At 65.1% G+C, this 26,357-nt stretch carries 31 protein-coding genes and 4 pseudogenes; 15 read left to right on the top strand and 20 right to left on the bottom strand.

Annotated elements, in window-relative coordinates; translation table 11 throughout:
• The first annotated feature begins 450 nt into the window (after positions 1 to 450).
• Complete coding sequence (locus PGN23_RS06635; protein WP_335302118.1) at positions 451 to 2,640, top strand: hypothetical protein; 2,190 nt, start codon at positions 451 to 453, stop codon at positions 2,638 to 2,640.
• Between the two features lie 321 nt (positions 2,641 to 2,961).
• On the top strand, positions 2,962 to 3,765 hold the full coding sequence (locus PGN23_RS06630; RefSeq protein WP_335302117.1) for a hypothetical protein: 804 nt from the start codon (positions 2,962 to 2,964) through the stop codon (positions 3,763 to 3,765).
• Positions 3,766 to 3,938: 173 nt separating this feature from the next.
• On the opposite strand, the gene PGN23_RS06625 is transcribed toward PGN23_RS06630, so the two are convergent.
• Positions 3,939 to 4,325, bottom strand: coding sequence for a homeobox domain-containing protein (locus PGN23_RS06625; protein WP_335302116.1), 387 nt, complete (start codon positions 4,323 to 4,325; stop codon positions 3,939 to 3,941).
• A gap of 142 nt (positions 4,326 to 4,467) precedes the next feature.
• Here PGN23_RS06625 and PGN23_RS06620 point away from each other — a divergent pair.
• A protein-coding gene (locus PGN23_RS06620) for an IS3 family transposase (RefSeq protein ID WP_443019746.1) occupies positions 4,468 to 5,627 on the top strand; the annotation gives its coding sequence in 2 pieces (ribosomal slippage) (positions 4,468 to 4,744 and positions 4,744 to 5,627; 1,161 coding nt in all).
• Between the two features lie 311 nt (positions 5,628 to 5,938).
• Here the strand turns inward: PGN23_RS06620 and PGN23_RS06615 are convergent.
• On the bottom strand, positions 5,939 to 6,217 hold the full coding sequence (locus PGN23_RS06615) for a hypothetical protein (protein ID WP_335302114.1): 279 nt from the start codon (positions 6,215 to 6,217) through the stop codon (positions 5,939 to 5,941).
• Between the two features lie 80 nt (positions 6,218 to 6,297).
• Entirely contained in the window at positions 6,298 to 6,708 is a 411-nt protein-coding gene (locus tag PGN23_RS06610) for a response regulator (protein WP_335304536.1), read from the bottom strand.
• Positions 6,709 to 6,855: 147 nt separating this feature from the next.
• On the opposite strand from PGN23_RS06610, the pseudogene PGN23_RS06605 reads away from it, so the two are divergent.
• The 4 genes and pseudogenes from PGN23_RS06605 to PGN23_RS06590 form a co-directional block, all read left to right on the top strand.
• A pseudogene (locus PGN23_RS06605) lies at positions 6,856 to 7,155 on the top strand (TraM recognition domain-containing protein); the annotation flags it as partial.
• A gap of 108 nt (positions 7,156 to 7,263) precedes the next feature.
• Positions 7,264 to 7,990 (top strand): annotated as a pseudogene (locus PGN23_RS06600) (IS3 family transposase); the annotation flags it as partial.
• Positions 7,876 to 8,886 carry a methyl-accepting chemotaxis protein gene (locus PGN23_RS06595; RefSeq protein ID WP_335302113.1) on the top strand — a complete coding sequence of 337 codons (1,011 nt, stop codon included), beginning with the start codon at positions 7,876 to 7,878 and terminating at the stop codon, positions 8,884 to 8,886. The pseudogene PGN23_RS06600 and the gene PGN23_RS06595, both read left to right, overlap by 115 nt.
• 11 nt (positions 8,887 to 8,897) lie before the next feature.
• Entirely contained in the window at positions 8,898 to 9,341 is a 444-nt protein-coding gene (locus PGN23_RS06590) for a chemotaxis protein CheW (RefSeq protein ID WP_335302112.1), read from the top strand.
• An 80-nt stretch (positions 9,342 to 9,421) separates the two neighbouring features.
• Here the strand turns inward: PGN23_RS06590 and PGN23_RS06585 are convergent, their stop codons facing one another.
• Positions 9,422 to 9,619: a hypothetical protein gene (locus PGN23_RS06585; protein WP_335302111.1), complete on the bottom strand. Its 198-nt coding sequence runs from the start codon at positions 9,617 to 9,619 to the stop codon at positions 9,422 to 9,424.
• A gap of 207 nt (positions 9,620 to 9,826) precedes the next feature.
• Complete coding sequence (locus PGN23_RS06580; protein WP_335302110.1) at positions 9,827 to 10,411, bottom strand: TetR/AcrR family transcriptional regulator; 585 nt, start codon at positions 10,409 to 10,411, stop codon at positions 9,827 to 9,829.
• A 31-nt stretch (positions 10,412 to 10,442) separates the two neighbouring features.
• On the opposite strand from PGN23_RS06580, the gene PGN23_RS06575 reads away from it, so the two are divergent.
• The 3 genes from PGN23_RS06575 to PGN23_RS06565 all read left to right on the top strand — a co-directional run bounded on the left by PGN23_RS06575 (position 10,443) and on the right by PGN23_RS06565 (position 12,474).
• Complete coding sequence (locus PGN23_RS06575) at positions 10,443 to 11,645, top strand: glycoside hydrolase family 5 protein (protein WP_335302109.1); 1,203 nt, start codon at positions 10,443 to 10,445, stop codon at positions 11,643 to 11,645.
• A gap of 81 nt (positions 11,646 to 11,726) precedes the next feature.
• Positions 11,727 to 12,029, top strand: a complete 303-nt coding sequence (locus PGN23_RS06570; RefSeq protein ID WP_335302108.1) for a hypothetical protein — start codon at positions 11,727 to 11,729, stop codon at positions 12,027 to 12,029.
• Between the two features lie 109 nt (positions 12,030 to 12,138).
• Positions 12,139 to 12,474 carry a hypothetical protein gene (locus PGN23_RS06565; protein ID WP_335302107.1) on the top strand — a complete coding sequence of 112 codons (336 nt, stop codon included), beginning with the start codon at positions 12,139 to 12,141 and terminating at the stop codon, positions 12,472 to 12,474.
• 124 nt (positions 12,475 to 12,598) lie between these two features.
• Here the strand turns inward: PGN23_RS06565 and PGN23_RS06560 are convergent, their stop codons facing one another.
• Genes PGN23_RS06560 through PGN23_RS06505 form a run of 11 tightly spaced genes read right to left on the bottom strand, consistent with a single transcriptional unit; the run spans position 12,599 to position 19,353 of the window.
• Positions 12,599 to 12,829: a c-type cytochrome gene (locus PGN23_RS06560; RefSeq protein ID WP_335302106.1), complete on the bottom strand. Its 231-nt coding sequence runs from the start codon at positions 12,827 to 12,829 to the stop codon at positions 12,599 to 12,601.
• A 30-nt stretch (positions 12,830 to 12,859) separates the two neighbouring features.
• Positions 12,860 to 13,228, bottom strand: coding sequence for a c-type cytochrome (locus tag PGN23_RS06555; protein ID WP_335302105.1), 369 nt, complete (start codon positions 13,226 to 13,228; stop codon positions 12,860 to 12,862).
• A gap of 50 nt (positions 13,229 to 13,278) precedes the next feature.
• Positions 13,279 to 13,557 (bottom strand): hypothetical protein, encoded by a 279-nt coding sequence (locus PGN23_RS06550; protein ID WP_335302104.1) that lies wholly within the window; start codon positions 13,555 to 13,557, stop codon positions 13,279 to 13,281.
• Complete coding sequence (locus PGN23_RS06545; protein ID WP_335302103.1) at positions 13,554 to 14,441, bottom strand: MBL fold metallo-hydrolase; 888 nt, start codon at positions 14,439 to 14,441, stop codon at positions 13,554 to 13,556. The genes PGN23_RS06550 and PGN23_RS06545 overlap by 4 nt, the downstream gene beginning before the upstream one ends.
• Before the next feature lie 21 nt (positions 14,442 to 14,462).
• On the bottom strand, positions 14,463 to 15,050 hold the full coding sequence (locus PGN23_RS06540) for a DsbA family protein (protein ID WP_335302102.1): 588 nt from the start codon (positions 15,048 to 15,050) through the stop codon (positions 14,463 to 14,465).
• A 57-nt stretch (positions 15,051 to 15,107) separates the two neighbouring features.
• The gene (locus tag PGN23_RS06535; RefSeq protein ID WP_443019745.1) at positions 15,108 to 15,785 is read right to left on the bottom strand and encodes a prolipoprotein diacylglyceryl transferase family protein; all 678 of its coding nucleotides are present in this window, start codon (positions 15,783 to 15,785) and stop codon (positions 15,108 to 15,110) included.
• Between the two features lie 29 nt (positions 15,786 to 15,814).
• Complete coding sequence (locus PGN23_RS06530) at positions 15,815 to 16,600, bottom strand: sulfite exporter TauE/SafE family protein (RefSeq protein ID WP_335302100.1); 786 nt, start codon at positions 16,598 to 16,600, stop codon at positions 15,815 to 15,817.
• The gene (locus PGN23_RS06525) at positions 16,597 to 17,829 is read right to left on the bottom strand and encodes an NAD(P)/FAD-dependent oxidoreductase (RefSeq protein WP_335302037.1); all 1,233 of its coding nucleotides are present in this window, start codon (positions 17,827 to 17,829) and stop codon (positions 16,597 to 16,599) included. Before PGN23_RS06525 ends, PGN23_RS06530 begins: the two co-directional genes overlap by 4 nt.
• Positions 17,826 to 18,686 carry a DUF6691 family protein gene (locus PGN23_RS18430; protein WP_443019731.1) on the bottom strand — a complete coding sequence of 287 codons (861 nt, stop codon included), beginning with the start codon at positions 18,684 to 18,686 and terminating at the stop codon, positions 17,826 to 17,828. The genes PGN23_RS06525 and PGN23_RS18430 overlap by 4 nt, the downstream gene beginning before the upstream one ends.
• Positions 18,683 to 19,120 (bottom strand): YeeE/YedE family protein, encoded by a 438-nt coding sequence (locus tag PGN23_RS06510; RefSeq protein WP_335302036.1) that lies wholly within the window; start codon positions 19,118 to 19,120, stop codon positions 18,683 to 18,685. Before PGN23_RS06510 ends, PGN23_RS18430 begins: the two co-directional genes overlap by 4 nt.
• Entirely contained in the window at positions 19,120 to 19,353 is a 234-nt protein-coding gene (locus PGN23_RS06505; RefSeq protein ID WP_335302035.1) for a hypothetical protein, read from the bottom strand. Before PGN23_RS06505 ends, PGN23_RS06510 begins: the two co-directional genes overlap by 1 nt.
• Positions 19,354 to 19,422: 69 nt before the next feature.
• On the opposite strand from PGN23_RS06505, the gene PGN23_RS06500 reads away from it, so the two are divergent.
• The 3 genes from PGN23_RS06500 to PGN23_RS06490 all read left to right on the top strand — a co-directional run bounded on the left by PGN23_RS06500 (position 19,423) and on the right by PGN23_RS06490 (position 21,303).
• Positions 19,423 to 20,055 carry a peroxiredoxin gene (locus PGN23_RS06500; RefSeq protein ID WP_335302034.1) on the top strand — a complete coding sequence of 211 codons (633 nt, stop codon included), beginning with the start codon at positions 19,423 to 19,425 and terminating at the stop codon, positions 20,053 to 20,055.
• Positions 20,052 to 20,432, top strand: a complete 381-nt coding sequence (locus tag PGN23_RS06495) for an ArsR/SmtB family transcription factor (RefSeq protein ID WP_335302033.1) — start codon at positions 20,052 to 20,054, stop codon at positions 20,430 to 20,432. Before PGN23_RS06500 ends, PGN23_RS06495 begins: the two co-directional genes overlap by 4 nt.
• 268 nt (positions 20,433 to 20,700) lie before the next feature.
• Positions 20,701 to 21,303 carry a GntR family transcriptional regulator gene (locus tag PGN23_RS06490; protein WP_335302032.1) on the top strand — a complete coding sequence of 201 codons (603 nt, stop codon included), beginning with the start codon at positions 20,701 to 20,703 and terminating at the stop codon, positions 21,301 to 21,303.
• A 409-nt stretch (positions 21,304 to 21,712) separates the two neighbouring features.
• Here the strand turns inward: PGN23_RS06490 and PGN23_RS06485 are convergent, their stop codons facing one another.
• On the bottom strand, positions 21,713 to 22,642 hold the full coding sequence (locus tag PGN23_RS06485; RefSeq protein WP_335302031.1) for a hypothetical protein: 930 nt from the start codon (positions 22,640 to 22,642) through the stop codon (positions 21,713 to 21,715).
• 386 nt (positions 22,643 to 23,028) lie between these two features.
• Here PGN23_RS06485 and PGN23_RS18425 point away from each other — a divergent pair, with 386 nt between their 5' ends.
• Both PGN23_RS18425 and PGN23_RS18420 read left to right on the top strand, forming a co-directional pair.
• Positions 23,029 to 23,577, top strand: a complete 549-nt coding sequence (locus PGN23_RS18425; RefSeq protein WP_443019730.1) for a putative immunity protein — start codon at positions 23,029 to 23,031, stop codon at positions 23,575 to 23,577.
• 251 nt (positions 23,578 to 23,828) lie between these two features.
• Positions 23,829 to 24,032, top strand: a pseudogene (locus tag PGN23_RS18420) (GFA family protein); the annotation flags it as partial.
• On the opposite strand, the gene PGN23_RS06480 reads toward PGN23_RS18420, so the two are convergent.
• The 3 genes and pseudogenes from PGN23_RS06480 to PGN23_RS06470 all read right to left on the bottom strand — a co-directional run.
• Positions 23,958 to 24,485, bottom strand: a complete 528-nt coding sequence (locus tag PGN23_RS06480; RefSeq protein WP_443019744.1) for a sigma factor — start codon at positions 24,483 to 24,485, stop codon at positions 23,958 to 23,960. The pseudogene PGN23_RS18420 and the gene PGN23_RS06480 overlap by 75 nt on opposite strands.
• 26 nt (positions 24,486 to 24,511) lie before the next feature.
• Complete coding sequence (locus PGN23_RS06475; RefSeq protein WP_335302029.1) at positions 24,512 to 24,811, bottom strand: putative quinol monooxygenase; 300 nt, start codon at positions 24,809 to 24,811, stop codon at positions 24,512 to 24,514.
• Positions 24,812 to 25,581: 770 nt separating this feature from the next.
• Positions 25,582 to 26,357, bottom strand: a pseudogene (locus PGN23_RS06470) (IS3 family transposase); the annotation flags it as partial.

Raw genomic sequence — 26,357 nt, 5'->3', positions numbered from 1 at the left:
GGCCGAAATCTCTTTCGTCCGGGCATCGGCTGTCGTTGCGAGGTTTCCACGCCTCGGTCCGCCTGCTGGCGAACGTGCCTGCTCTACGCGGAGAGTGTTAACACGATCAATCCGCATCGCGGTGGTATCGGCGGCTTTTCGATCGTCACCGCGACACACCCGCAAACGCCCGTAATGGGCCAGAGCGCTGGCGACCTAGGACAAGAGCCTGCGCCATACAGGTGCTGTGTAGGGAGACAAGTGGTGGCCTTGGCGCTGCCGTCGCGTAACAGCAATCATGTGTTTGGTGACACAATGAGGTCGGGGTGAACAAGGCAAGATAGGCATTTCGACTTTCAGCATGGCCGTATTCTCTTGCTCGCCCTCGCAACTTGGCTGATGCTGGTCGCAACGCGTTGACGCGCGACATTCGGGCAGCAAGCGTACTGCTTCCTGATGGAAGGGGCGAAGATGGCAGGGGCGGCAGGTTCGGACGATGACGGGACGATCCGGGAAAAGAGATCATACCGTGTCGTAATTCAGAAAACACATACGCCGATCACAAAACCTATTGTCGAGGATGGCCAAAGTGCCAAAGCTAGCGCAGCGGCTGCCCGCGGCGCTCTCATCGGCGAGAGCTTGCGCTACACGACAGATGTGAAAGCAAGCTTGGATCGAGGTGCAAAGAAGATCAATCAGGTTGGCAAGCAGTGGGGCAACTGCAAATCCGAAATCCTTGCCGGGCACACCGCCGAAGCAGATCACGCCGCTACCTTCAATGTAGATGCGAGCTTCCAGGGCAAGAAGGTCAGGGCCGTACGTTTGGCCTCCAACAAGGAGCTCAGTCCTGACATCGTCGTTCGTAGCGGTAAGGACGGAGGAGCCATACGTGAAGCTTCGAGCAAGGTGTGTGGGCAGGCCAAACACACGGCGAAACATCAGCGCGGCTATGGCGAACAGGATCGCTTAGTACCCGCCGATCAGATTCAGGACGTGCAACAGCACGCTCGCAAAATGAAGCTCAAGGATAGCGCCGGCCGACCCGATGTGTCCAAAGAATGGGCCGAGGTGGAGCACAGGACTACCGATCGGATCAAGGCTGAAGGCGTTGAAAGCCAGCCGCGCACCCGGCGAGAAAGTCAGGATGTTGGCCAGAAGGCCAAGGCGGGTTCCGTAACTACGTCAGACATCGTTGGCGGCATGGGCAGGCGGACGGTTCAGGGTGCCGTTTACGGCGCTCGAACCGCTGCCCCAATCGGAGCTGCAATCTCCGGTGTAGCCCATACTGTACAGGCCGTCGCCAGCGTCGCCAAAGGAGAAAAGGGGGTTGCGACCGCTGGTGTCGATGCTTTGAAGGGAACCGCAGCAGGAACTCTTTCCGCTACAGTTAAAGGTGCAGCATCAGGCGCGGCCACCTCGGCCGCCCGCGTGTATGCCGAGCGTGTCAGCTCCCAACTGGCCAAGCGGGCGCTCGGCAGTTCGGCGCCAGCCGCAGCTGCCATCTTCGTGACCGATGCGGCATGGGGAGCCGTTCAGGTTGCGATGGGCAGCAAGACCTGGGCTCAGTTCGGACAGGGCGTCGCCTCGTCCGCAAAGGTCGGCGTTTCGGGCCTGGTGGGTGCCGAGATTGGGCTTCTGCTTGGAGGCCCCCTCGGAGCCGTCGTCGGCGGATTTTGCCTGCCGATGGTGGTCGAGTTCGCGGAAAAGTGGCTGTTCCGAGCTACGGCGAGTACCGATCCGCAGGACGTCAGCACGCTCGCGGAGGCAATGTTGGAGCCGGCAATCATAGGTGCCGCGCTGGCCGCTATGGCTTCGAGCAGACGCGGCGTGGAAGCCTATCGATTTTCTCAGATGGCTAAGCTGTTCGAAATGCTTGGCGAAGCGTCTGCCAAAGTCTACCCAGGGCGCGTCGTCACTGGTCGAGGCGACTATCAGACTTCGGCGGATATCGTCGTGGCGCATGAAGGTAGGGTCTTCGCCATCGATCTTCGTGCTTGGAAGGGCCAGCTTGCCCCCGCAGGCCGCAGCCTACAGCCGATCCCGCGCAAGTTGATCAAGCGTAAGCTTCATCCCGACGGCTCGTGGAGAGATGAGATCGTACGCAATCCCCTGCTAGGCCCGGTCGAGTTCTCGGAAGCGGCCCGACGGCATCTAACTCGCCACGATACTAGGTGGGTAGGAACGAACATCGAGCCCGTGATCGTCTTCCCGGACGGGGGAGCAGTCGTTCACGGCGACCTGAAATCTGGTAATCGCATGTTGGACTTGAATGGACTTCGTAATCGTTTGCAGGCCGGAGACGGGCGTCGGACGCCGACTTGGATGCTGGACAACCTGATGCAGCTTCCGGTCTGGGACACGGTTGAGCGTGGGAACGGCGAAATCATGCAGGCTGTTCTGGAAACAGAGCGGTTCACGATGGCGCTTACCGACGGAGCCGTCGACGTACCGTTTGCATCCGTGGCAAGGATCAAGGTGGAACGTTACGGCACCGGCGACCCTGACTTCGCTGCTGCCAAGGTCATTCTAAAGGATGCAACTATACTTGCAGGTGTGGTGGGATCGCAGGAGGTAGTTCTGAACCGTAAAGGGGCTAAGGCCCGCCATGACATCCGAAAGCTTCGAATGATCTGTCCGGGCAACTTCATGCTGGCCGCCTAGCCAAGGTGAGGCGGCCTCCCGTTTGCCTACTTCAAAACTGCGCGAACCTGCCCTTACCATACATCCGCGCCCGTTTATGTGATGTTCCCTCACCCGGACCTGCGATTGGCAGATCGCTTCAGGCACAATCAGGGACGCCATAGCAATTGACCTTCCAATTCAACGATTAGAACGGTCTTCGATCGCCTTCGCACGACCGTCACCCCAGCGAAGGCTGGGGCCCATGAGTGATCGATGTGCCACCCGACAGAGACATAGGTTCCAGCCTTCGCTGGGACGACGGACAAGCTTGGTCGAAGACGAGTCTAGACCTGGGAGGCAATGATGAAACTCGTTCCGAGCACGAAGAAGAACCGTGACTTCCCGCACCTGATCATCCGGGCGGAGAACCGCAATACCAAGTGGTCGGTGGGCGTTGCCAACATCGCGACCGACTTCGATCCCCACACTCTGTTCCACGTCATCGGCGACGGCTTCGCGGATGCCTACGGCAACATCACCGATGCCGGCAGCACCCGCTTGGTGACGCTCGTCAGGGAACGGATCGACCGCACCGCGCAGGCGATCTGCATCGTCTGGTCGAGGGACCGCTGCACCTACCTCGACGCGAACGGAGCCGAGACCAGCGGCACGCGTCCGCCCATCGGCGAACACATGGTCGTCGACGACGGCACGCGTGGCCCTGCAATGCTGATCCAGTCGGTGACCTACGTCACGCTTCCCACAGGCACCGGGCCGTCGCACCTGTGCTTCGAGCAGTGCGGCCCCTTCGTCCACGTCAGTCACGGCGCACCGCTCCTGCTGGCGGACTTCCGCGATGCACCTGCCGACGGCAAGCAGGCCAAGCTCCTCATGAAGCGCGGCGGAAGCTGGCCCGATCCCCTCCTCTATCGCGGTGTCAGGGTCGAGCGGATCGAGCCCGGTCCCGTGTTCTGGGGACCCGTTCAGCCACTGTCCAACGCGCCTTCAATCACCCTGCGCGATCCCTGGCCTGAACAATTCGCCGACGCGTGTCTGGACCTCGCGGGACATGAACTTCCATCCACGGTCCTCGACGCGGCGTGGCGGGCCATCCACCCCGAGCGTCCCGACCTCGTCCGATCGGACGTGCGAGAGGCGGCCTGATCAGGCGAAGGGCGGCATCTCGCCCTCCATTTCCAGATTGCCCGGTGCTTACCGCCGGTGCGACGGTCGCCATCGATCAGTAGCGCTTGTCAGCTAACTATCGGCAATGACGGCATAAATATCCCACAGGGAGTGGCGGGCCGCGCCAGACCCGGATGAGCACTATGTCTACGCTATTCCCCTCTAAATCCCTCTTCGCGACCGTCTAATAGGCCGTCCAAGGTAGTCACGGCCTCGGCAAGCCGTGCCTTCGCCTCGGAAACGTCAATCACTCGGAGAAGATCGTCGCGGTCCGCGTAGCGGAGGACAAGCCGAAGCACCTGGTCGGAATGGCGCATCAAAGTGACGAGGCACTCGCCGCTGGGGCTATTGCGCGCCTGGAACCAGTTCTTGACGGTGCGCTCGTTGCAACCTGTAATCCGAGCAAGCTCCTTCACCTTATGCGGCCGGTCGCCAAATTCGACGGCGAGCGCCGCGGCGATCTCGCGCGCGAACATCGCGGCATCGAGCGTCGAATGTGGCGCCCCGTCACGGTGGGACTGAAAAGTTCGCGCCTTCATGGTCCAAGACATCCCCTCTTGCACGGGATACGGCTGGCCTAATCCAACACAGCAGAGCTACATTCTCGTGGCAGCAGCGGAGCGGTCTGAAGGTTTTGATAGTGGGCCGCCGGCTAAGACGCGGGCCGCTCGCTACGTTCGCATGTCCACCGATCATCAACGCTACTCGACCGAGAATCAGGCGGACGCGATCAGCGAATATGCAGCGCGGCGTGGGTTCGACATCGTGCGCACCTATGCTGATGAGGGGCGCAGCGGCCTCAACATCGCTGGTCGCGAATCTCTGAAGTCGCTGATCGACGATGTTCGCAACGGCCGCACCGATTTCACGGCGACCCGCATCCGCGAACTGGAGCGCCAGCTCGGTCGCAAGACGCTGGAGGTCGAGATACTGAAGGAAGCGCTGGAGCGCTCGCGCCCAAAAAAAGCGAGCTTGCTCATGCACTCGCAGCTGCCGGAGAGCATCCGGTGAGCCTGGTCGCCAGCACGCTCGGCGTCGGTCGCTCAACCGTGTACGACCGCCTGGCCGGCAGCACCCGGGTCCGCGGGCCGTACACCAGGGCCGGCGACGCGGATCTGCTGCCCCGCATCCGCCAGATCGCCGCGCAGCGGCCAACATACGGCTACCGCCGCATCGCGGCGGTCCTCAATCGACAGCAGCGCGCCGAAGGACTGGCGCCGGTCAATCACAAGCGCGTCTATCGCATCATGGCGGCGGATCGCCTGCTGCTGGCGCGGCGCTACACCGAGCGGGCCGACCATGGCCATGACGGCGTCGTGGTGACGATCCGCTCAAACCTGCGCTGGTGCTCGGACGGCTTCGAGCTCACCTGCTGGAACGGCGAGGTCGTGCGCGGCGCCTTCATCATCGACGCCCATGACCGCGAGATCATCACCTGGCGTGCGGTCGCCAATGCGGGCATCAGCGGTTCGGACGTGCGCGACATCATGCTGGAAGCCGTGGAAACCCGCTTCGGCACCATGCGCGCGCCCGTGCCGGTCGAGATGCTGTCCGATAACGGCTCGGCCTATACCGCCCGCGAAACACGCACCTTTGCCCGGCAACTCGGTCTCAAGCCCTGCTTCACCCCTGTCCGCAGCCCGCAGTCCAACGGCATCTCGGAGGCCTTCGTCCATACCCTCAAACGCGATTACGTCCGCGTCTCGCCGCTGCCGGATGCTCCCACCGCGTTGACATCCCTTGCCGGATGGATCGAGGACTATAACGACAACCACCCCCATTCAGGACTCAAAATGCGTTCACCGCGCGAACATCGCGCATTGGTTTCTGCAACCGCTTGAACCCGTCCGGTGAAACGGGGGCCAGATCAGCGGCCAACAACAGGTGCTTGACCGGCGCGTCGTGCGAGCCCCGGCGACCGAAAACGTGAATGATCCGATCGCTGGCGCAAGTGCCATCATCCCGCTCTACAAACGCACGGCTTTGGCCTGGCTCGCTGGACGCCAAGCTACTGCGCCACGGATTCGCCGTCACCGGCGTGGACATTGTCCCAAGGCACTTGGCTGGTGAACGATATGCGACGCTTCGATTTCCCCGCCCGGTTCAACGGCATCATCGCCTAGCATAGCTTCTTCCATCTCGGTTGCGACGATCAGCGGGCCATGATCCCGCATTTTGCGGCACTGGTCCGTCCTGGCGGGTCGGTCATCACTTCCGGCCCGGAAGCCGACGAAGCCTGGGCGAGCGGCAGTGTGAGCCGCTGTTCCACGTCAGCCTTGCTCCGGATTGCCGCATTCTGCGCGCGGGCAGGATGCTGCGAGATGACGATCCGTGCGCCGCGATCGTTGAGTTCGGCGACGAGAGCGTTGTTATCGAAAGCCTTATCGGGAATCAGCCCGGCGAAGGCGATACTGTCGATCAGGGTCGGCACTTCGACACTGTTATATCGGTGGCCGGGCATGAGTTGGAAGCGCACCAGATTGCCGAGCGCCGCTGGTGACAAGGCGCATCTCAGCCGGCGTCAGCATCGCCCCTTCGCATACCGCGGCCGGCTGAACGGTTCGACGCGCCACGACCGCTCCAGCGATCGGCCGCGATCGTGTTGAAGGTCCGCGCGAATTGGTCGGCGGTGCACGGCTTCGTGAGGATCGCCGTCGCTAGCGCCCGCGCGTCAGGGTCTTCGGGATTGCCGGTGACGAAAATTGCCGGCACCGTGCCGCACAATGCATGGATGCGCGCGACAGCATCTGGCCCGCGCCCGCCCTTCTCCAAGTCTACATCGGAAATGATGACGGTTGGAGGATGGTGCCTCGCCGCCTCGATTGCCGCCGCCTCGTCGGCGACGATCTCAACGGAAGACGCGCCCGCGTAGATCGCGAGGTCTTTGTAGCATTGCGCCAACAAAAACTGGTCTTCGATCACCAAGACATGCCGCATGTCTCCTCCTGTCGTTTCCCCTTCGTGGTGGGCACAACCCGGCTCATCCTGATTCAGTTCAACGCGAACCAGTTTTTGCAACTATGTTGCGTGGAGATCACATCTGATGACGATCCGGATCGGGCCGTTATAGGCGCTGCTGACGCGCGCGTCGCCAACCATCAGCTCCGCAAGTCTGATCGCGAGGCCGCGGGCGTGCTGGCATCGGCTAAGTGCCACACCCACTTTCTCGACAGCCCGCGCATCGTGGACAGCACGTCCGCGTCGGACTTCCGGTTCGCGGACCTGAAGGAGCGATCCGGCACCGCGCTCGGCCGCCTCGATCCAGTGGAGCGCGCGATGGGGCTGATGGGGGGCTATGGGATGCAGCTCTGGCCGATTCTCCAGGACATGCACCAGCTCAGAGCGACCTGCGGCGAACGCGCCGGCACGTCCGGCCCGGCGAGCATCTTCAGCGACGGCACGCGCTCCGAAAGCGCCAGCGGCCACGTCGCCGCGCGCCGCTGCCGGACGGAATCATGCGGATGAATCCTGTTCGCTGAGAACTTCGCGGTCTACGGCGTCCGCAAGGTCTGGCGGCAGATGATGCGCGAGGGCTTCCCGGTCGCCCGCTGCACCATCGAGCGGCTGATGCGCGATATGGGTCTACAGGGCGTGATCCGGGGCAAGCCGGTTCGCACGACGATGAGCGACAAGGCAGCGCCGTGCCCGCTGGATCACGTCAACCGCAGGTTCTACACGCCAGCGCCGAACATGCTGTGGGTGTCGGATTTCACCTACGTCGCGACCTGGGCGGGCTTCCCTCTACGTCGCCTTCGTCATAGACACCTACGCCAGGCGGATCGTGGGGTGGCGGGCGAGCAGAACGGCGCATGCCAGCTTTGTCCTCGATGCCCTGGAGCAGGCTCTCCATGATCGCCGGCCGGCCCATCGGGGCGGTCTCATCCATCACAGCGACCGGGGGTCGCAATACGTGTCCATCAAGTACACCGAGCGCCTCGCCGAAGCCGGGTTAGAGCCATCGGTTGGCAGCGTCGGCGACAGCTACGACAACGCTTTGGCCGAGACGATCAACGGCCTCTACAAGGCCGAGGTGATCCACAGGCATGGACCGTGGCGCAGCTTTGAAGCCGTCGAATACGCCACGCTCGAATGGGTAGACTGGTTCAACCATCGCCGGCTGCTGGAAGCCATCGGCAACATCCCGCCTGCCGAAGCCGAAGAGCGATATTATGCTGCCGCGGACATCATCGGTATGGCAGCGTAACTCACAACCCATGGCCTCCGGCAAACCCGGGGCGGTTCAATAGGGACTTCAAGGCTCTTGACGAGAAACTTCGTCGTCCGGAAGCCCGTGCCCTGCTTGGCAAGTTCCGCTCGCAGTGGAATGCCTATCTTCAGCAAGATCAGGCGCTGCTCGCCCTTTCGCGCCAGAACAAGAACGCCGAGGCGACCGCATTGATGCGCGGCAAATCGCAGCAGACTTTCGATGATGCGTCCAGGACGGCGGGCGATCTGGCGAAGTTTGAGGCGGATATGGCCACGGCCGCGGGCGACCAGGGCGATGCGGCTTATGCGCATGCCCGGCTGCTCCTGATCGGCGCGGTGCTCGCGTGCTTCGTAGCACTGGGCATGATCCTGATGACGCTGGTTCGGCAGGTCGCCAAGCCCGTCTCGGCGATGACCGCAGCCCTTGGCGAACTTGGCAAGGGCCGGATGGATGTGACGGTACCGGTGGAAGATCGGGCCGATGAGGTGACCGCAGGCGTAAGGCTCGTCGGCGAGACGGGTACGGCGCTCAACGACATCATCGGCAAGATCGGCGAGGTCAGCGTTCTGGTCGGCGAGATCACGGGGGCGACCGAGCAGCAGGCGACCGGGCTTCAGCAGGTCAACACCGCCGTCGCCGAGATGGACGGCGTGACCCAGCAGAACGCCGCCATGGTCGAGGAGGCGACCGCAGCCGCTCGCAGCCTCGCCGCCGAGGCGGACGGGCTCACCCGCCAAATCGCGCGTTTCCGCACCGGCGATGCACCGGTCGCAGTCGCCTCGCCTGTCCACCAGCTTCAGGACCGCGCCGCGTCGGCCGCGCGTCGGATCGTGAAGCCGGTGCCACGGACAGTGGGCAACACCGCGATTGCCGACGATTGGTCCGAGTTCTGAAGGGGCACATCATGACCCAGCAGCTCATCACCTTCCAGCTCGACGACCAGATGCTCGGCGTGGACGCCATGGCGATCCGCGAGATCCGCGCCTGGTCGGCGGCGACCCCGCTTCCCAACACGGCGGCCCACGTCTGCGGCGTCGTCAACCTGCGTGGTGTCGTGCTGCCCGTGCTCGACCTCAAGATGCTCCTAGGTTGGGGCGCGACCACGCCATCATCGCGCCACGTCATCATCGTCGTGCAGCTCGGGAGCCAGCTTCAGGGACTGATCGTCGATGCGGTCAGCGACATCGTCATGGTCGACCGCGACACCATGCAGCCGCCCCCCGACTGCGGCGATCCGCGTACCCGCGATGCGATCGAAGGCATCGTCATGCTTGGTGATCGCATGGTTATGGTGCTGGCGCTTGCCTGCATCGAGGCCGAACAGGCTGCAATATCAGAAGCGGCGTAATTCGAGCGCCCCGTCTACCCGTCTGAGGGCTGCACGCTAGAACGTCGGCGCTCACGTTCGCGAAAGAACTCTGCGCCCCTTTAGCGCCACCCTTCCTTCGTTACATCGTCCGCTTCAACAGCGCAGAGCAAGGCACCAGCCAGGACTTCGACATGCAGCTCGTTAGCCTTGGTCATGCTGACAAGCCGGCCCTGATGATTGATCCGCAGCACTTTAAGGCGATCAGCCTCACGTATCAGAGCCAGCAGTTCCGCATCGCGTTTCGTCTGTCCAGCCATCGTAACTCCGCGCTAATTATTCAACCGTTCGCTCGGCCCTCCTATGATAACCTATGTATCCACCTAGGTATCGTCCAGACGTGCTGTTTGTCGGTACGCTTCGCGCAGCTTCCCGATTTACCATCCTTGTGGGAATGCCTCGAAAGTCGTGATCGTCGTACCGGCTATTCCTCATGCTGCATGTCGATGACCGGAATCCGGGCATGGCTACCCCGGTGGCATTGCGGGTGCCGTGGGCTCGAACGCCAGGTGATAGATGATCTCGCCGGCCTCGGCGACCGGCAGCGACGGCGCATGTTCGAGCCACCAGCCGACCGCGGTGAATGTGGCGCTCACCTGATGGATCAGCGCCAGCGGGCGGGGCAGCCAGGCGGGCACCGGCGCGGTGCCCTGTTCGGCCGCCGCGAGCGCCAGGCGGAGCAGATCGCGGCGGGTGGCGTCGGCGGCGGCCACCAGCAGCGCCGTGCAGGTCGTGCGGTTGGCGTCGACGAAGCGCACGATGGCGTCGACGATGCCGCGGACGTCGCCGGCCGCCCCCAGCGCCAGCATCGGCGGCGCCAGTTCGGCGATCAGCGTCGCGGCGACGTCCGACAGCAGCGCCTCGACGTCGGCATGATGGCGGAAGAAGGTCGCATAGCCCACGCCCGACCGGTCGGCGACCATTCGCGCGGTGATGGCGGACAATTCGTGGTCGGCGAGCAGCGTGACCAATGCCTCGCGAAGCCGCCGGCGGGTGCGCCGGACGCGCAGATCGCGGGATCGCCTTTCCTCGCCCATTGCTTTATGGTTCATGACTGCTCATATAATGGCGACGGAGGTCGATATGAAGACTTGTCGTATAGCTGCCCTGATCACCGGCGCGATCCTGCTGGCGGCGCCCGCCGCCGCCTCGGCCCGGCCCTGGCAGATCGAGGGAACCGCCGTGGTCGACGGTGCCGGCCGGCCGGTCGCGCTGCGCGGCGTCAACGTCGGCAACTGGCTGCTGTGGGAAGGCTGGATGTTCGGCGGCACGCTGATCGGCGGCGAGAGCGTGATACTCGATCGCGTCGCGCAGGTATCCGGTTCGAACGCGGCGCGCCGCTTCCACCGCCGCTATCAGGACGCCTTCATCAAGGAGGGCGACATCGCCGCGATGGCGCGCGCCGGTTTCACCGTCATTCGCCTGCCGATCAATTGGCGCAGCCTCGTCACCGACAACGACTGTCTGGCCTGCGACGGCCAGGGTTTCCGGCATATCGACCGGCTGCTCGGCTGGGCCAGGGGGCATGGCCTCAAGGTCATCCTCGACATGCATGCCGTGCCCGGCGCGCAGGCCGGCCTCCTCACCGCCGACACCACGCTCGGCAAGGCGGATTATTGGAAGGATCGCCGCCACCAGATGCGGCTGGTGGCGCTCTGGACCGAGGTGGCGCGGCGCTATGCCGGCGACGACACCGTCGCGGGCTACGACCTCATCAACGAGCCCAGTGCGCCCTCGGGGGCGGCTTTGGTCGCCGCCTATCGCGAACTCATCGCCGCGATCCGCCGGGTCGACCGCGACCACATCATCTGGGTGGAGGGCAACAGGCTCGGCTCGGACCTGTCGGTGTTCACGCGGCCGCTAGGGCGCAACGTCGGCTATTCGACCCACATCTATACGTTCCCGTTCGATCGCCGCGCCGAGCGGCTGTCCGCCGCCGCCGAGGCGTCACGCCGCCTGAACGCGCCGGTGTGGGTCGGCGAGTTCGGCATGGCCGACGACGCCACCACCGCGCAGACGATCCGCATGATCGAGGCGACGCCCGGCGTGGTCGGCTGGACTTACTGGAGCTGGAAGCGCGCCGCCAACGGCAAGCCCGCCCCTTGCGCGCTCGACATGCCCGCGGCGTGGAAACAGGTCGCGCCGTGGGTCACGGGCGGCGTGTTCCGCCGGGCGCCGCAGCCGCAGGTGTTCGACCGCGGCATCACGGCGCTGCTCGCCTACATCGAAGCCGAGCGCTGCGTGCCGGCGCCCGGCATGATGGCGGCGCTGGGCGCGCGGCCGTGACCGTCCGTTACCCGATCGCCGTCCGGGCAGGATATATCCAAGCGCCGTCAGCGTTTCCGGCATCCACGATATGGAGAAACCATGAAGTCCGTCCTGCCTCTCGCCATGATTGCGGCGCTGTCTGCCTGCGCGACGAACCGTCCGGCCGGGCGTCCCTACGGCAACGACATGCTGCCCGCCCAGCACCCCTATGGCAACGACGCGCTCCCCAGCGCCGAGGTCACGGCCTTCCAGGCCGCGGAAGCACGATTCCGCTATCGGGATGCCCGCATCGAGCGCGATGCGAATGGATGCGCCGTCTATCGGGGGACGACGCCTGCCGGGCAGGTGAAACGGGAACCGCTGCTCGATCCCGCCGGCAAGCCCGTCTGTTCGCCGCGCTGAAGTGGCGTGTTTCCCTGGCAGGGTTCCCAATCGGGAAGCGCGGGAGAGCGACGGCGCATAGCGAAGGCGACACCTTATTACACACCTCCCGCCGTTGCATCATCCTTCAATGATGACGTTCGGCTTTTCCACGTTACTCGATCTTCTGAGTTGGATCGTGGCTGTCACACTAGGTGCGAAGGTCTTGGCAACGCTCATACTGCTCAACTTCGATAAGAGCGTCTGGGATCGGCCAGGGTGGGGGGCGGTCCTTTGGTGGTCTACCAAGATCACGCCGATAATCGCGGTGCCTTGCGTCATCTGCATCGCGTGGTTGCAGGGCATGAACGATCAGGTTTGGATTTTTGTCGGCTTGATGGTGTTTGTCATGGTCGCAGTGCCGTGGAAAATCCGCCAGCGCCGAGCACGGATAGCCGATCGGGCGACCGTGAAATCAAGGTCGTAACGTTAACCCCTCGGAATGCTCGCCACCGCCGATCATTCCCGAAATTCGATCATTTTCCGTAAGGCCCGACCGTTCCCGGTCATTCCCCAGTCCGGGCAGCACGATCGCGGCCAGAGAAATCCGGTCAGCTTCCTCCGAGCACTTTCCCGTCGACCGTCTGATCGTAATAATCGCCTTTGGCGTGAAACTGCTCCCGGGCCTCTGCGACCGTAGCGGACTGCCGCGGATCACGCGGGCGCTCGCGGCTATCGACATATGCGCCGACGTCCCACGCCTGCTGGTCCGTCAGGGTGTTGCCCTGACCATAAGGCATGTTGGCCTTGATGAACCCGGCCGCGGACGCCACCCCGGTCATGCCCGCGCCCCAGTTGTAGGAGCGTGGCCCTCATAGCGGCGGGATAGTGTAGGTGCCGTCCGGGTTCGCCTGTCCTTGCCCGTTCGCGCTGTGGCACGAAGCGCACTGGCCGGCGAACACTGTCGCGCCGCGAGCCGGATCGTGCCCAAGCGGAGTGGCGGCGAGCTTCACGAACCCGCGACCGGGCAGCAGCTTGCCAGACGGCGCGCCGGTCGCGAGCCAGGCGAAGTAGCTCTGGAGATCGCGGTAGATATCGTCGCCGTAGGGCGGCGGGGTGCCGGCCTTCGAGGCGGGCGCGTTCATCGAGTAAAGAAAGCAGTCGCGGATGCGGTCCTCCATCGTGTTCATCCGGCCGTTCTTCGCGCGATAGGCCGGGTAGCCGACCCAGGCCGCCCACATCGGCGAGGCATCCGCCTTGCGCCCGGCATCGAGGTGGCAGTTGCTGCATGTCAGGCCGTTGCCGACGTACTGGCCGCATCGGCCGAGGTGGCGGTAAAGATCAGGCGACCGCGACGGATGGCGTCGCCGTCCGGCCCGGCAGGGATGGTGCTTTCCGCCGGTGGGGAGAAGCTGGCGTCCGCTGCCGCCTCGTCCGGTGCCCGCACTGGCGCGTCAGACTGACCGACCTTGTAGGTGACGACGAGGACGAGCAGCGCGGCGGTAATGCCGAAAATAATACGCTGAGCATCGCCATCGTCGCCGGGCGTGGGTGGTAGCGGTTCGGTCATTTGACCGCGCCGAAGTGGTTGAGCGGCACCTTGAGGAACGCTGTGCCGCAAGCTTCCGCTTCCGGCAGGCGGCCGCCGCGGATATTCACCTGGAGCGCAGCGAGCATCAGGTCCGGGAGCGGCAGGGTCGCGTCGCGCTTCTCACGGGTGGCGACGAACGTCGCCTCGTCGATGCCGTCATGCACATGGATGTTGTCGCGACGCTGGTCCGCCACGGTCGATCGGCCGACCACCTCGCGCCTGTCCTTGCCGTAGTCGTGACCGACATAGGTCGCGGTCTCGGGCGGCAGGTCGAGGATCGTCCGGATCGAACGCCACAGCGCGCCCGCGTCGCCGCCCGGGAAGTCGGCGCGGCTGGTGCCGCTGTCGGGCACCATCAGCGTGTCATGGACGAACGCGGCGTCGCCGACGACGTAGGTGATCGAGGCGAGCGTATGCCCCGGCGACAACATCACGCGGGCGTCGAGCGAGCCGATCTGGAACGCCTCGCCATCGGCGAACAGCGTGTCCCACTGGCTGCCGTCGACGGGCAGGTCGGTCAGACAGTAGATCGTCTGCCAGAGCTTCTGCACATCGACGACCTTCGCGCCGATCGCGGTCCGGCCCCCGGTCTTGCCCGCGATGTAGGGCGCGGCCGAGAAATGATCGGCATGGGGGTGAGTGTCGAGCACCCATTCTACCGTCAGTCCTTTCTCGCGCACATAGTCGAGGATCAGATCGGCGTTGGCGGTGGAGGTCGCAGCGGCGCGGGGATCGAAGTCGAGAACGGGATCGATGATCGCGGCCGCCATCGTGGCGTCGTCAACGACGACATACTGAAAGCTGCCGGTGCGCTCGTCGTGGAGCGACGCGACCGTCATGCCCTCGTGGCGATACTCGATCATAGGTATGTCCTCTCGTATCCATCAGCGTGCCACCCGCGCTCGTGCGAACAGCCGCCTGAAATCGTCCGTTTCGATCGCGCCCATCACCAGCATCGGACCCGCCAAGAATCCCGGCGTGCCGGACAGCCCGATCGCATAGGCTTCACGTCTGTTGGCACGGAACCGACCCGCGACCAGCCCCGCGTGCGCTGCCAGCCAGCGCATCGCCCGCGACCAGTCGCCGCCAGCGCCGGTCACGACGTCGCGCAGCATGTCGTCGTCGATGATCCGACTGTTGGTCATCAGCGCACGGTGGACGGCGGGGTAGATCCCCTGTTCGGCGCTCGCGAGCGCGACGCTCGCGGCCCGCTCGGAAGGCGGGCCGAAGATCGGCCAGTCCTTGTAGATGACCCGCACCTTGCCGTCGCACTCTACCGCCTCTTCCATCGCCGGGAAGGCATGGCGGCAGGCGGGGCAGCGATAGTCGGTGAACACGGCAAGCCGCACCGTCGCATCGGCAGGTCCGTTCTCCGGCGACCCGCCGCCCGCGAGGATGGCGTCCGCGCGTGGGCCGATATCGCGCCCGATCGGGGCGGTTCGGCGCAGCACCTGTCCGACCGCCCCAGCCACCGATCACCACGGCGCCGAGCTGCACCGCCTGCCTCCGGCTGAGCGGCGCGGGCATCGTCAGCGCGCCTCGGGCTTCGCGCGGGCGGTCGCGACCAGTTGGCGGAGCGCGGGCAGTTCGACAGCGCCGGCCACGACCTGCGAACCGACGATCAGCGCAGGCGTGCCGCTGAACCCGATCGCGCTCGCAATGGCATCGGTGCGCGCGAGGAGCGCATCGATGTCGGCGCCGTGCAGCTTCAGGTCACGTTGCAGGCGCGTACAGTCGACCTTCGCGCGCGTCGCGGCCGCCCTGATCCCGGCGCGGAACCGGGCGAGCGGTAGCGGTGCCCCAGTGGCCGTGGTGAGCGTCAGGTCATAGGGGAACGGTCCATAGGTGACGGGCGGGATCAACGCCTGGAGCGCAAACCACAGGCCGCCGGATACCGCCAACGCCCCCAATCCGGCCGCGAGCGAGCGGGTGCGGTCGAGCCGGATCGCGAGCGTCGCCGCGGCGCCGGCGAGGCCGCGGATCGCGGAGAAGCCGCCCTGCCATAGGGCGAAGACGGACAGCGGTGCATCGGCGTAGCTCGACCAGTGCGCGGCGACATAGCCGATCCGCGCCGTCACCAGCCCGACCAGGATGGCGCTGGTCGCGACCGCCGATACACGCGGCAGGCGGAACCGCGCCGCGAGCGCGGCGAGGCCGAAGAACACGGCGATGCACAGCACCGCCAGGCCGCGGTCCATAGCCAGCATCAGCGGCCCGATGACGACCGCGCTTCCCATCAGGCGAAGGCGCCGGCGCTCTTCCAAAGCATGTAGGCGGCGACCACGAGGATCAGCACGGCGAACACGGTGGTGAGCGCGCCGCGGCTCTCCGCGAGGCGACGCGCAGCCGCGAGGCCGATCAGACCGCCAACGATGCCGCCCGCGATGAAGACGCCGGCGAGCGGCCAGTCGACCAGCCCGGAGAAGGCATAGTTGAGCGCCGTCGTCAGACCGAACGCCGTGACCGCGACCAACGAGGTGCCGACCGCGTTCAGCATCGGCATCCGCGTCGAGCCGATCAGCCCAGGCACGATCAGGAACCCGCCGCCGATGCCGAAGAAGCCGGAGAACAACCCGGTGACGAGGCCGAACCCCATCACCTTGGGCGCGTTCTCGCGGCTGCATTGCGCGCCGGGAATGCCCTCCGCCTTGCGCCCGCGCAGCATGACGACGCCGACCAGCACCATCACCAGTGCGAACAGGAACAGGAGGCGGGTGCCGTCGAAGGCCTTGCCCGCGGTCGACCCGGCAAGCGCGCCGACGATCCCGGCCGCGGCGTACATGCCGCCGCAGCGCCATTTGACCGTGCCGGCGCGCGCGTGACCGATGAGGCCGGTCGCGGCGTTGGCGGCGACGGCCAAGGCGCTGGTGCCGATCGCCATGTGTGCGCTCGGCACGCCGACCAGATAGACCATAAGCGGGACGGCGAGGATCGAACCCCCGCCGCCCACCAGCCCGAGCGTGAACCCGACGAGCGCGCCGGAGATGCCGCCCAAGAGGTACTGGATCGGCTCCAGCGTCATGCCGCTTTGCCGATCATATGGGGGGCGGCCATCGGCTCGCGGCCCTTCAGCATCGCGTGCCAGTAGATCGCGGGCAGCAACCGCTCCTTCAGATACCAGGCGGCGCGCGTCGGCTTGGACCCGTCAATGAACCAGCGCGGGAAGCTCGGCAGGAGTTTCCCGCCATAGCCGAACTCGGCCAGCACGATCTTGCCGCGCTCGACGGTCAGCGGGCACGAGCCATAGCCGTCATAGTCGGCGACCGGCGGCTTGCCGTCCAATGCCGCCAGCACGCTGACCGCGACCACGGGCGCCTGCTTGCGCGCCGCCGCGGCGGTCTTGGCGTTGCTGGTCGCCGCCGCGTCGCCGAGCGCGAAGACGTTCTCGTATTTCTTGCTCCGCAACGTCGACTCGTCGACCGCGATGAACCCCGTCTCGGCCGCGAGCGGGCTCTTGGCGACCCACTCGTGCGACACCTGCGGGGGGACGACGTGGAGCATGTCGAACCCGCGCTCGACCCGGATCGTCTCGCCGTCCTTCTTCTGCGCGAAGGTGGCGACCTTCCGGTCGCCGTCGACCGCGACCAGGTTGGATTCGAGGCACAGGTCGATCCCGTACTTCTCGATATATTCCATGAGGGCGGGGACATAGTGCGCCACCCCGAACAGCACCGCACCGGCATTGTGGAACTCGACGTCGATGCCGGGCAGCGTGCCCGCTTCGCGCCAGAGATCGCACGACAGGTACATCGCCTTTTGCGGTGCGCCCGCGCACTTGATCGGCATGGGCGGCTGCGAGAACAGCGCGCGCCCCTTCTTCAGCTCCTGGACGAGCCGGTAGGTGTAGGGCGCGAGATCGTAGCGGTAGTTGGAGGTGACGCCGTTACGGCCGAGCGTTGCTTCCAGCCCCTCGATCTTCTCCCAGGCGAGGCGCAGCCCCGGCGCCGCGACGAGGACGCGGTAGGTGAGCGTCCGCCCGTCCTCCAGCGCGACGGCGTTGCGGTCGGGATCGAAGCCGGACGCGGCGACCTGGAGCCAGTCGACGCCCTTGGGCATCACCTCGGCTTCGGTCTTGCGGGTCTGCTCGGGCGTGAACACGCCAGCGCCCACCATTGTCCAGCCAGGCTGATAGTAATGCTCTTTGGCCGCGTCGACGATTGCGATCGTCACATCGGGATTACGCTTGAGGATACTGGAGGCGGTGGCGATGCCGGCCGCCCCGCCGCCCACGATGACGATGTCATAGGTCATCGCCCCCCCGCCCGACGCCGCAGCGACGGCATTAGCGCCGTGATCTTGTGGCCTGCGGCAGCCGCCCGCCTGACGAGTTCTCCAGGTTCGCTGTCGGGCGCCAGCCCCAGCGCCCAAAGCGCCGCGGAACGGGTGCCGGTCCGGCAATAGGCCAGGATCGGTTTCGGTAATTCCCGCATCGCCCGCGCCATCGCGTCGGCGTCGGCATCGCCGGCTTGCGTGAAGCCGATCGGGATATGAGCGAAGGCGAGGCCGAGCCGCGTGGCCTCGGCCGCGATCTGGGCGGCGCTCGGTTGCCGGGCGTCCTCACCGTCCAGCCGGTTGGCGATGATCGAACGGAAACCTGCGCGGCGGGCTCGTTCGACATCGGCGACGTCGAGTTGCGCCGAGACGGCGAAGTTATCGGCAAGATGCGTGAACTCCATGCTGCTTCCTTTCGATGGCGGGGCTGGCAGAAGACGGAAAAGGACGAACCCGGTCGTCATGCCCACGCAAAATACGAGCGCCGGGACCGGCGCCACGGCGAGCGCGGCGACGGCCGGGCCGGGACACAGACCCGCGACGCCCCAGCCGATCCCGAACAGAGCCGCACCCCCAAGCAGGCGAGCATCGATCGGTGTGGTTGACGGCAGATGAAAGGCGTCCGCGACGAGCGGGCGGCCGCGCCGTCGCACGAGCGCCCAAGCGGCCGCCATCGGGAGCAAGGCTCCGCCCATCACGAAGGCGAGCGTCGGATCCCAGGAGCCACCCACGTCGAGGAACGCGCTGACGCGCGCTGGATCGGTCATGCCCGAGATCGCCAGCCCCGCGCCGAACAGCATGCCGCTGGCAAGTGCGACCAGCGTCTGTCGGCTCACAGCGCCACCCCGCTCAGTCGCATGATCGTCGCCGTTGCGATCCCGAACCCCATGAATGTCGCTGTCGCCGCCATCGAACGCGGCGAGAGCCGCGCCATGCCGACGACGCCGTGGCCGCTGGTGCAGCCGGAGCCTAGCCGTGTGCCGAACCCGACAACGACGCCGGCTACCGCCAGCAAGACGAGCGATGACGGGAAGTGGGCTCGAACGCCCAAGGTGAGGAGGATGATCGCGGCGCCGATCGGCAGACCGATCGCAAACGCCAGCGCGATGCCACGTGGCACGCCCTCTCCGGTAAGGCCGGTCGCGCGCGCGAACAGACCGCTGCATCCGGCGACCCGTCCGTTGACGAGCAGCATGAGCGCCGCGGCAAGGCCGATCATCAACCCGCCGGCGAGGCCATGCAGCGGCATGGCATGGGGAAAGCCCGGCATCAGGGCGTGTTCAGCGGCATGCGGAGATAGCGGGTGCCGTTGGCCTCCGGCCCAGGCAGGCGACCGGCACGCATATCGACCTGGATCGCGGGCAGCATCGGCCGCGGTGACGAGAGCGTCGCGTCGCGCGCCGAGCGTATCGCGACGAAGGCATCCTCGTCGAAGCCGTCGCGGACGTGGATGCTGCCGTTCCGCTGCGCGGCGACCTGTTCGAGATGACGACCACCAGACACTTACGACTCCTAACAAATCATCCTTTATGTATGTTTGTAATGCTCTTGCGTCAACAACCTTCGGCTGCCATGTCCGACGCGATGGACGAACCTGCCCCCCTGCCTCGACCGCTTCGCATCGGCGATCCCGCCCCCAATTTCACCGCACGCACGACGATGGGGGAGGTCAGCCTCGATCAGTATCGCGGGCGCTGGCTCCTGTTCTTTTCTCACCCGGCCGACTTCACGCCGGTCTGTACCAGCGAGTTCATCGCGCTCGCCAAGGCAGCGCCGACATTCGAGGCGATCGACTGCGCGCTGCTCGGCCTGTCGGTCGACAGCCTCTACAGCCATGTCGCCTGGATGCGCGCGATCCACGAACTCTCGGGCGTCGAGGTGCCGTTTCCGGTCGTGGAAGACCCTTCGATGGCGGTCGGACGTGCCTATGGAATGCTTGATGCTGCGGCGACCGACTCCGCCGCGGTGCGGGCGACCTACTTCGTCGACCCCGAAGGCGTGGTCCGGGCGACCAACTGGTATCCGATGAACGTCGGCCGATCGGTCGAGGAGATGCTGCGCACGGTGCAAGCGCTTCAACGGGCGTCGAGAGGCGACGCGCTAACGCCCGCAGGCTGGCATCCTGGCGACGAGGTGTTGTCGCCACCCGCGCTTCCGGTCGATGGCGAGGCGAACTGGTTTCACCGGCTGAGGCCCGACACATGAGCCTCGATCGTGCCCAGGCCGATGCAATGGTGGAACGGCTACGCACACTCGCCCAGCCCCAGCGACTGATGATCCTCGCCTCGCTTCTCGATGGGGAGCAGGCGGTCGGCGAGATCGAGGCGGCGACCGGCATCGGTCAGCCCGCGCTCAGCCAGCAGCTTGCCGAGCTACGCCGGGCCGCGCTGGTCGTGACGCGCCGCGAAGCGCGTCAAATCCACTATCGCATCGCCGACGACCAAGCCGAGGAATGGGTCCGAGCCTTGTTTGCCGCCTTGGGGGCGGCGCGACCGGTCGCGAAGGTGACGCCTGCATCGGCGAAGCGTGCGGTCACACCGGCCTACCTGTTCGGTGCGGCTTCCTTTGCGCGAGTAGGATGATCGAGAAATGAAGCGGTCTTCAGGTTCGGTGCTTTAGCGGCTCCGGCAATTCTCGCGACAAGCGGTGCGGCGACGGCCACCGACCCTCGCCACCCGATTTTGGAGGGCTATGGTGCCTTTGCGCCGATGCCAGACCCTAAGGAGCGGCGCAATGTCCCTCGATCCTGCTCGGCGACGAGATCGACGTGGCGATCGGCGCAGTCGACGCGCTGCGTCCCGACCAGGCCGAGATGGTCGCGGCGTTCGTCGCTGGGCAAAGCCCCGGCGGATGAACGCCGGCGCAACGACCGAGCGCGTCCACGACGCGATCCGGCGGTTGATCCTGACGCGCGTCGTGCGACCGGGCACCCGGCTCGACCCTGCCGTGCTGGCGGACCGGCTGGCCACCAGCGCGACGCCGGTGCGCGAGGCGCTGAACCAGTTGTGTGGCGCCGGTCTCGTCGATGCCCGTCCGGGCGGCGGCTTCCATGTGCCGATGATCGACGCGCCCGCGCTCGCCGACCTCTACCGTTGGAACGAGGACGTCATCGGGATCATCCTGCGATCGGCGGCCGGCCGGATCGCAGCCCATGCCGCCAATGGCGGGCAGGCGGACGACGATGCGACGGCGACAGGCGCGCTCGTCGAACGCCTGGCCCGCGCGTCGAGGAACGAGGAGCACCTGCGCGCGGTTCGGGACATCAACGCGCGGCTGCACGCGGTCCGCCTGGTCGAGGCGGGCTTGATCGCTGACACACGGGACGAGATTGCGCATCTGTCGGCGGCAACCGATCGCGGCGATGTCGCCGCGCTCCGCATCCGCTGGCGCCAATACCATCGCCGTCGTCGCCGGATGGTTGCCGAGATCGTCCGAGCACTGCTGCGTAGCTAGCTGTTGTGGTGCCGGGTGAGAAGTATGCCAGCCCTGCAGCTAGCGCAGCGAACGCGACATTGCTGTCCCGATGACATTTCACGCGCGAAATCCGTCAACGTGGTCCGGATCGCAAGACACCGAGGCGAAAAGGGGGCGTGGATCCGGCCGGCGGCGTAGCTGTTCAACTGGTCCTGTACGCGCACGTGACAAGCGTCTTCTGCCGGTCGCCGACAGAATTGCTGCCGGTCGCCTTGCGGGTCACAAGCATGTTTTGCACGTCCCGGTAGCTGGTAGGCCGGGTGGCGCAACGAACTTCGCCGGTCATCAGGTTCTGCCCGACTTTGGGATCGCTCAACTGGAAACTGACCTTCAGGCCGCTTGTGATCACGGCGGCACCGGGCAGGCCGATCGTGTACCAGATGTTCGATCACGTAATCGATGTCCCGCCCCGGTCGTCGATCCCGACCCGAAGGATGAGGGGCAACCGATCGAAACCGGACGGTGCCAGCTGCGCAGCCGCCACGATTGCCGGTGTTCCCTTCTCGGCCGAGGTGATGGCCGCGATAAACTTGTCGATCGTGTCGACCATCGCCTTGTGGCTTTCGCCGTCGCACTGGCGATTGGCATCGGTCCAGCGCTGGAGGTCGGCAAGGAGCAGGAACACGGGGTTCGTCCTGGGATCGACCGCGACCTGCTCGTCGAGCACGATGAGGCCAGCGTTGCTGGCCTTGGCGAAGGTCGGCGTTGTGGTTGAAAGATCGTGCCATGCGGTGTCGGCCGCGTTTCCCATCAGGATGGCATTCAGAAGGGTGCGATCGTCGGCGCTCAGTTTGATCGCGCCGACGCTGATGTCGCTCGCGAGCGCAGCCACGATATCGGTTCGCGCGAACCCGAATTTCTGGGTCTTCGTCGTCTCAGCCGGCGCATCCAGGAATGCAGAACTTCCGCGGGTGGTTTGCTCGACGACGATCGGTGCCTTGCGGCATCCGGCGGCCGGCATCGCCTCGGCCCTCGTCTTCAAGGACCGGAGCCGCTCGACCACCCACAGCGCCATGGAGAAATCGACCGTGTCGGACTTGCCCAGCACCAGTACTGGGCGATTGCCGTTCGCCGACCGGGCGGCCTCGGCGATACGCCTGATGGCCGCGCCAGCCTGAAGCATGGCGTCGCTGTCGAGCAACGATGCCTCGATCGCTCCCGCACCATCGCCCATCGTCGTCTTGCCGCTCGCGGCAGCGACCCCCAAGCCAGCCGCGATGCCCGTCTTCGTGACATCATCCGGCGCATGGGCCGGTACGCTGGTGCCGAGCGTGGCCACGAGGCCAAGCAACACATTCCTAGTAGATTTGGTCGCCATAACTTCCCCCTCAAGAGACATGTCAACTGCCGGCCGCCCCCGGCCGGCCGCGATACTACCATTGCTTTGACGCAATTGCTCTACCTATAGGAACCGTATCGGCGCTTCCCTTCGCCAAGGCGCATCCTTGTCAGGGGGAGTGTCCTGCCTGCGCCGGATGGCGGCATAGAGCGGTCGAATTCTCGAGACGAACTGCGGCTGACCCGCCAGGCCGCACGCTCCTGCTTTCCGGATGATCCGCGGTTGGCGGACAATTCCGGGGAAGCGGATGCAGGACGGCTCCCGGGACGGCAAGACTTGCATGCTTCCTTTGACGAGACGGAAGCGCGACTGTTGCCGCCGCTGCCGCCAATCCGGAAGAAAAGACGAGGATTCAATGCGTGCCGATGTGCGCATATCTCAGCGCCATGGCGGATGCTGCAAAGGTCTATCACAGCTTGGATGCTTGCCGGGCCGTCGAAGGCTATGCGGCGCAGTGCGCTTGTTCTGTCCTCCCGGTCTTCGACCGACGATACCCGCACGATCGGCGGCCACACGACGCCATCGCCGCCGCCCGGCTGTTCGCAGGCGGCGCAGGACGAACCAAGCTCCTCCGAGACAGGGCATGGTCTGCGCTTCGGGCTGCTGGGGAAGCTGCCGACCACGGTGAACCTGCGGCGAGTGAGGCAGCGCGGGCCCCTGTCGCAGCCGCTGGCGCCGCCTATCTGCACCCGCTGGCGACGGCGACCCAGGTCAAGCACATCCTTGGATCGGCGGCTCATGCTGTCCGAGCCATCGAGCTCTCGTCCCCGGACACCGCAGAGATGCACCTGGCGATGTTGGCAGGCCTCGCGCCGCCACAGGTCTCTGGGATACTCCGGCGCTATCCCGAGGCCCCATTGAAAGGCGGTCGGGTCGGAGAACTCATCCGCGAATTCGACGCGGCGCTTCGTTGAGCGGCCGTCGAACAGGCGCATCGCAAAAGCGCGATCCTGGGCGGAAAGACGCGACCGCCCCGTCGGACGATCCGTGCGGGAATGTCCCAACCATCTCGCGGGCGAGCCTCGGCAGGATGCCGAAACGATGTCACTTTCGCCATCGCACGATCACCCGCCATTCGAAGTCAGCCGGATCGTATCGGATCATCCGGATGCGGAACCAGGATGCTGGAAGTTGTGGAAGGGTGTAGCCTGACAGGCATTCTCTGATGCACTGGCGACGGGACCGAGGAATGCTGGAAGCAAAATGCCATTGCGGCGGTGTGACGATCGCCATTCCACGCCGCCCACGTGTCTTGACAGCATGCAACTGCTCTCTTTGTCGACGCGTCCAGCGCCTATTCGCCTACTATTCGGGAGCGTCGCTTATCCTGAGGCACAGGCCCTCGACCCTCGACAGCTACGTATGGGGAAAAGGCGTCCTGCGATGGTTCCGTTGCGCGATGTGCGGATGTTTCACGCATCACCGCCCGGAAGGCGACGAAATCGACAAGAAGCTGCTCTGGGGCGTCAATCTCAGGCAGATTGCGGACGCTGGGCGACGCGCGCTGCAGCAAGAGCAAGAACGCCGTCTCCAAAGCAAAAGAGAGTTCCTGCGGCTCTTCCATCGTCGCACCGGCCAATGGCTCGGGCAGCCACGGTCCCACATAGTCCGTCCGCGCGCGAGCGACCAAGCGGACCACATCGATCGATCGTCGCGTACAGACTGTAGTAAGCCACGCAGCTGGGTTCTGGATCGAATGTCGATCGGCTTCTGACCAGCGAATGAACACGTCCTGCAGGACGTCTTCGGCATCGGCATGCGTGCCGAGCATACGATATGCGATGCCAAACATCGCTGGCCGGGCAGCTTCGAACGCCACCATCATCGCAGCGTCGATTGTCACTTCCATCAGGCGCCTTTAACCCATCGCGGTTCGAGGATCGTCACGTCGGGATCATGCGCCAACAACGGCCGTGCTTCATTCAGGTAGGCCAGATACGCGGGCGATTGCACGAATGCATCCGCGTCTTCCTTCGACCGGTATAGCTGAAACGCGCCTACCGTGTCAGGATCGGTACCGAAACTGTAGATGTAGACGAGGTGGCCGTCGTTGGCGTCGATCGCCGGCATCATGTGCCGACGCCACACCGCCTCCAGTTCGTCGCGCCGACCCGGCGTGCTGCTATGCGTGAGAAACAGGGCGTGCATGATCGTGTCTCCGAATGTTGGGGATGCTTCCCCTCATCATGACGGATCAACCTACGCGATCGTGACACGCACGACAGCCGATCTCAAACCGATCGCAGATGCTCGGCTGAAATCGATAACCCCGGCTTCCCATAAGTACAGTGGTAGGCCGGCCGAAGCCTTTCCCGTTGGGATCGAGTTTCGAGAACGCTAAAGGTGTCTCGAAACCCATTGCACGCGGTGAAATGAGAAACGATCGGCAACATAAGTCGGATGGCGCCGATGGCCCGAATTGGTGCAGACCTGTAATATGGTTCTCAGGCGAGGAAAGACGGATTTCTGGGGAAGTGGCCCGGAGGGCAGGCACGCCGGCGGGTTCAGCTTTCATGCGCTAACGGCAAACCCGCCCGAAGAAGAAGTTCGGCGACACAGCCATGACGAAGCTCATTTCGTGCTGGTGCTGGCCGGCGGCTATATGTCGTCAGCCGCAGGCGCTCCGATGGTGTCCGACACGCCGGTTCTAATTTATAACCCACCCGGCACCATCATCGCCCAGCTACGCTGGTGCAGGGGCCGTCCACCCCATCACGTCACGACCAACCCGGCGTAATCGCGACGTCCGCCGCAAGCACGTCAATTGGTCCATCGACGAGCAGCAGATACACATACGCACGACCATCCGACATCACCGTCGAGCGCGAGCCGAACGAAGGCGCACGGCCGCGAGAGGTCATGGCGCCCGGCATCCAGTCATTAGCCGCGATTGACCGTCGAATGCGGGCCACTTCGGCGGCCAAGCTCAAGAACCAGTATGCGTTGAGGCATTCGGCCCGCAGGCGGCCGTTGAACGCCTCCGCGAACGCATTGTCGGTCGGCTTGCCGGGGCGGCTGAAGTCCAGCACTACATCATGCTGATAGGCCCATAGATCGAGATCCTTCGAGATGGATTCCGGCCCATTATCTAGACGAATGCGCTTGGGCGACCATGTGCCGCGGCAACGCGGTCGAGCGTTTCGACCACGTCAGATCCGCGATAGCTTGTCCGTACATCGAGCGCTGGCGACACACGCGTGAAGTTGTCGACGATCGACAGCACGCGGATCTTGCGCCCGTCGAACAGTTGGTCCGACAGGAAATGCATCGACCAGCACTCGTCGGGCGCCGTCGCCGCGTCCGGTCATCGCGCAGCTTCGCCTTCACCTTGCGCTTGCGCGTCTTGTTGCGCAGCTGCAGCGCGAGTTCGCGATACAGCCGATGAGTGCGCTTGTGGTTGATCTCCCAGCCCTCCCGCCGGAGCAGCACATGGATGCGTCGATACCCGTAGCGAACACGGTCGCAGCCAACTCCTTGATCCGCATCTTGAGGCCGGCCTGATCGAGGCGGCGGGACTGGTAGCGCTGGGTCGATCGATTGATCGGAAACGCGCCGCAAGCTCGCCGTTCGCTGACCTGGTAGCTCGCCTGCAAATAGCCGACGATCTCCCGGGCTCGACCAGGCCCTACATTTTTCGGCGGATGACGCCCTGGAGCATCTCCTTATCCAGGCTGAGGTTGGCCACCAGCCGCTT

Origin of the sequence: Sphingomonas adhaesiva (assembly GCF_036946125.1) — a bacterium.
GTDB lineage: Bacteria > Pseudomonadota > Alphaproteobacteria > Sphingomonadales > Sphingomonadaceae > Sphingomonas > Sphingomonas adhaesiva_A.
This window is presented reverse-complemented; position numbering and strand designations above follow the sequence as displayed.

Bases quoted from the DNA above. Each gene is read 5' to 3' on its own strand.
- PGN23_RS06490 (WP_335302032.1), top strand. From the start codon at position 20,701: ATGAACGCCGGCGCAACGACCGAGCGCGTCCACGACGCGATCCGGCGG.
- PGN23_RS06585 (WP_335302111.1), bottom strand. From the start codon at position 9,619: ATGGCTGGACAGACGAAACGCGATGCGGAACTGCTGGCTCTGATACGT.
- PGN23_RS06495 (WP_335302033.1), top strand. From the start codon at position 20,052: ATGAGCCTCGATCGTGCCCAGGCCGATGCAATGGTGGAACGGCTACGC.
- PGN23_RS06560 (WP_335302106.1), bottom strand. From the start codon at position 12,829: ATGACCGGGGTGGCGTCCGCGGCCGGGTTCATCAAGGCCAACATGCCT.
- PGN23_RS06590 (WP_335302112.1), top strand. From the start codon at position 8,898: ATGACCCAGCAGCTCATCACCTTCCAGCTCGACGACCAGATGCTCGGC.
- PGN23_RS06475 (WP_335302029.1), bottom strand. From the start codon at position 24,811: ATGCACGCCCTGTTTCTCACGCATAGCAGCACGCCGGGTCGGCGCGAC.
- PGN23_RS06525 (WP_335302037.1), bottom strand. From the start codon at position 17,829: ATGACCTATGACATCGTCATCGTGGGCGGCGGGGCGGCCGGCATCGCC.
- PGN23_RS06570 (WP_335302108.1), top strand. From the start codon at position 11,727: ATGAAGTCCGTCCTGCCTCTCGCCATGATTGCGGCGCTGTCTGCCTGC.
- PGN23_RS06535 (WP_443019745.1), bottom strand. From the start codon at position 15,785: ATGCTGGCTATGGACCGCGGCCTGGCGGTGCTGTGCATCGCCGTGTTC.
- PGN23_RS06555 (WP_335302105.1), bottom strand. From the start codon at position 13,228: ATGTGGGCGGCCTGGGTCGGCTACCCGGCCTATCGCGCGAAGAACGGC.
- PGN23_RS06630 (WP_335302117.1), top strand. From the start codon at position 2,962: ATGATGAAACTCGTTCCGAGCACGAAGAAGAACCGTGACTTCCCGCAC.
- PGN23_RS06595 (WP_335302113.1), top strand. From the start codon at position 7,876: ATGGGTAGACTGGTTCAACCATCGCCGGCTGCTGGAAGCCATCGGCAA.
- PGN23_RS06530 (WP_335302100.1), bottom strand. From the start codon at position 16,600: ATGACGCTGGAGCCGATCCAGTACCTCTTGGGCGGCATCTCCGGCGCG.
- PGN23_RS06510 (WP_335302036.1), bottom strand. From the start codon at position 19,120: ATGCCGGGCTTTCCCCATGCCATGCCGCTGCATGGCCTCGCCGGCGGG.
- PGN23_RS06485 (WP_335302031.1), bottom strand. From the start codon at position 22,642: ATGGCGACCAAATCTACTAGGAATGTGTTGCTTGGCCTCGTGGCCACG.
- PGN23_RS06500 (WP_335302034.1), top strand. From the start codon at position 19,423: ATGTCCGACGCGATGGACGAACCTGCCCCCCTGCCTCGACCGCTTCGC.
- PGN23_RS06635 (WP_335302118.1), top strand. From the start codon at position 451: ATGGCAGGGGCGGCAGGTTCGGACGATGACGGGACGATCCGGGAAAAG.
- PGN23_RS06565 (WP_335302107.1), top strand. From the start codon at position 12,139: ATGATGACGTTCGGCTTTTCCACGTTACTCGATCTTCTGAGTTGGATC.
- PGN23_RS06550 (WP_335302104.1), bottom strand. From the start codon at position 13,557: ATGACCGAACCGCTACCACCCACGCCCGGCGACGATGGCGATGCTCAG.
- PGN23_RS06625 (WP_335302116.1), bottom strand. From the start codon at position 4,325: ATGAAGGCGCGAACTTTTCAGTCCCACCGTGACGGGGCGCCACATTCG.
- PGN23_RS06580 (WP_335302110.1), bottom strand. From the start codon at position 10,411: ATGAACCATAAAGCAATGGGCGAGGAAAGGCGATCCCGCGATCTGCGC.
- PGN23_RS06480 (WP_443019744.1), bottom strand. From the start codon at position 24,485: ATGGTGGCGTTCGAAGCTGCCCGGCCAGCGATGTTTGGCATCGCATAT.
- PGN23_RS06545 (WP_335302103.1), bottom strand. From the start codon at position 14,441: ATGATCGAGTATCGCCACGAGGGCATGACGGTCGCGTCGCTCCACGAC.
- PGN23_RS06575 (WP_335302109.1), top strand. From the start codon at position 10,443: ATGAAGACTTGTCGTATAGCTGCCCTGATCACCGGCGCGATCCTGCTG.
- PGN23_RS18425 (WP_443019730.1), top strand. From the start codon at position 23,029: ATGTGCGCATATCTCAGCGCCATGGCGGATGCTGCAAAGGTCTATCAC.